This is a genomic window from Frankia torreyi (genome assembly GCF_000948395.1).
In the GTDB taxonomy this organism is placed as follows: Bacteria; Actinomycetota; Actinomycetes; order Frankiales; family Frankiaceae; genus Frankia; species Frankia torreyi.
On the sequence record NZ_JYFN01000135.1, the window covers coordinates 1 to 2,297 of the forward strand.

Annotated in this window: 2 protein-coding genes and 3 pseudogenes; all 5 read right to left on the minus strand. The window is 68.4% G+C overall.

Going from position 1 to position 2,297, the window contains the following annotated elements; genetic code table 11:
- Positions 1–250 (minus strand): transposase (locus FF36_RS31150; protein WP_044888795.1); only part of this gene is annotated, 250 nt, incomplete at its 3' end.
- Positions 251–360: 110 nt separating this feature from the next.
- Positions 361–459: pseudogene (locus tag FF36_RS34775) on the minus strand (SDR family mycofactocin-dependent oxidoreductase); the annotation flags it as partial.
- 62 nt (positions 460–521) lie between these two features.
- Positions 522–824, minus strand: a pseudogene (locus tag FF36_RS31155) (aldehyde dehydrogenase family protein); the annotation flags it as partial.
- 179 nt (positions 825–1,003) lie between these two features.
- Positions 1,004–1,702: a response regulator gene (locus FF36_RS31160; RefSeq protein WP_044888797.1), complete on the minus strand. Its 699-nt coding sequence runs from the start codon at positions 1,700–1,702 to the stop codon at positions 1,004–1,006.
- Positions 1,703–2,099: 397 nt separating this feature from the next.
- A pseudogene (locus tag FF36_RS31165) lies at positions 2,100–2,297 on the minus strand (IS4 family transposase); the annotation flags it as partial.

Here is a 2,297-nt window from a genome sequence, read left to right on the forward strand (position 1 = left end):
GTGCGGTGACCTCGACCGCGCCGGCGGCGGTCATCACCTGCCGCGGCTGCGCGTGACCGTTACGGACCACCAGCCGACGGCCACGGGCGTCACGCTGGTCGGCGAGCTCGGCGATGTAGGCGTCGACCTCGGCTTCCAGGGCGGCGGCGAGCATCCGCCGGGCACCCTCCCGGACGATCTCATCGATCAGCGACGGGCTGCCCGCCGGACCATCGGCGGGCGTGTTCTCCTCGGGTACTACCGTGAGCACGGGCGTGCCTTCCCGACCGACGCGTCAACGTCGGCCTGACTGAGACCTCAACCTCGATCACCGGGAAGGTACGCCCTCCCCAGCCGATCCACAGGTCTCAACCATTGCTCGATGTCGGCCCCCTCCTCGGCCAGCCGTAACGCGTGCGAGCGGCCCTGGCCACGCGCGACCCCGGTGATGTAGGCGACCCTGCCGTCGAACTTACCCACGTCGCTACCTGCGCCTTCTCATCACGAGTGAACTGGACGTCGGCCCCGGCAGGCGGCTCGCATCAGGCCGGCGGGTACCCGATCGTCTTGATCTCCAGGAAGGACTCGAAGCCGGGGATGCCGTTCTCCCGGCCGAGACCGCTCTGCTTGTAGCCGCCGAACGGCGAGTCCAGGGCGAGCCAGTGGGCGTTGTCGATCGCGATCGCGACCGCGTCGTCGTCATCGTCGAACGGGAGCACCGTCACCACCGGGCCGAAGATCTCCTCCTGGGCGATGCGGGCATCGGGATCGACGTCGACGAACAGCGTCGGCTCGACGTAGAAACCGCGGTCGTGATGCGGCGAGCGGTTGCCGCCGCAGACGAGCTTCGTCGGTCGGTCCCGCGTCGGCGACGAGCTCGCCATCGATGATCAGCTGCGATTGGTCGATCATCGACCCTCCTGTCGTCGGGGGCGGTGATGATCCCGCATCTCCGTGACATTGGTAACAATCCCGGGGATTAATGTCAACCCGAGGGTCGATTAAATTGGAGTGGCAGGGAGCCCTAGGCCCCCTGCCAGCGGTACAGGTTCCCGGGACGGCCGCACCGGCCGTAGCGATGGGAGCGGATCGCCAGCCGATGGACGGCCAGATGCTCCAGGTAGCGGCGGGCCGTGGCGCGAGACACTCCGATCGCGGCGGCGATGTCCTCGGCGGAGGCCGGCACGGTCTTGGCCCGTAACTGGGCCACGACGGAGTCGAGGGTCGTGGCGGACACGCCCTTGGGCTGGTCCGCGACCGGGGTGGCCGGCGGCCGGAGCGCGGCCAGCGCGCGATCGACCTCCCCCTGGCTGAGATGACGTGGGGGAGTGGCCGCCATCTCGCGGTGCGCCGTCGCGAACCGGTGGAGACGGTCGCGCAGAGTCGCGGCGCTGAGCGGTTTCACCAGGTACTGGACGACCCCGTACGACAGCGCTGCCCGGACCGTCGCGAGGTCGCTGGCCGAGGTCACGGCGATGATGTCGAGCGCGGCGCCCCGGGAGCGCAGCGTGCGGCACACCTCCACGCCCGTCGTGTCGGGCAGGAGGAGATCGAGCAGTACGAGATGCGGACGACCGCGGGAGACGAAGTCCAGGGCCTCGGCGCCGCTGTGGACGATGCCGATGACGGCGAATCCGGGAATCTGATCGACATAGCTGCGCTGCTTCTCGGCCAGCCGCGTGTCACCGTCGACGATCAGGGTGCGGATCGGCTCGTCAGGCATGCGTCGCGGCTCCGGACGGTCTGGTGGGCGAAACGGCAGGGGGTGGCATCGGGCTAATAGTCCGTCGGATTTTCCCGTCTCGAGTGGTGCGTATTTTCACAGAGTAAGCCCTGGAATGCATCCGCCGGTTGTCGGAAATGCGTCAAAGTTCGACCGACGATTGTGCGGAACCGGCGGTCGAAGTCCCGGTGTCGCGGCCGTGTCCGCACCCTCCATCCGCGGAGCACGGGCACAATACCAGGAACTTTAGGTTCGGATCAGGACTGTGACCACGGTGGGCGGCGGTCCTGCGAGGTGCTTGTCGATCGGCTTCTTGGCGGGGAACGGGGTGCGTTTGGTGCGTCGGACGACGCGGGGGTGGGAGCGGAGCCGTTTCGGTAGGACGTGTTCGGCGATCTCAGCGGTCACCGCGGCCAGGATCCGGGCCGTCCGGCGGAGGGGGGAAAAGCGCCCGGCGCACGACTTGGCGGCGGACGACTTTGACGGTGTGGGTGAAGGAGAGCCGGTCGGGGTCGATCCCTTCGACCAGCGCGGTGTCGTGGATCAGTTTCCGTAACGCCCGGTGCAGCAGCAGGACGCCCCAGACCTCCTGCTC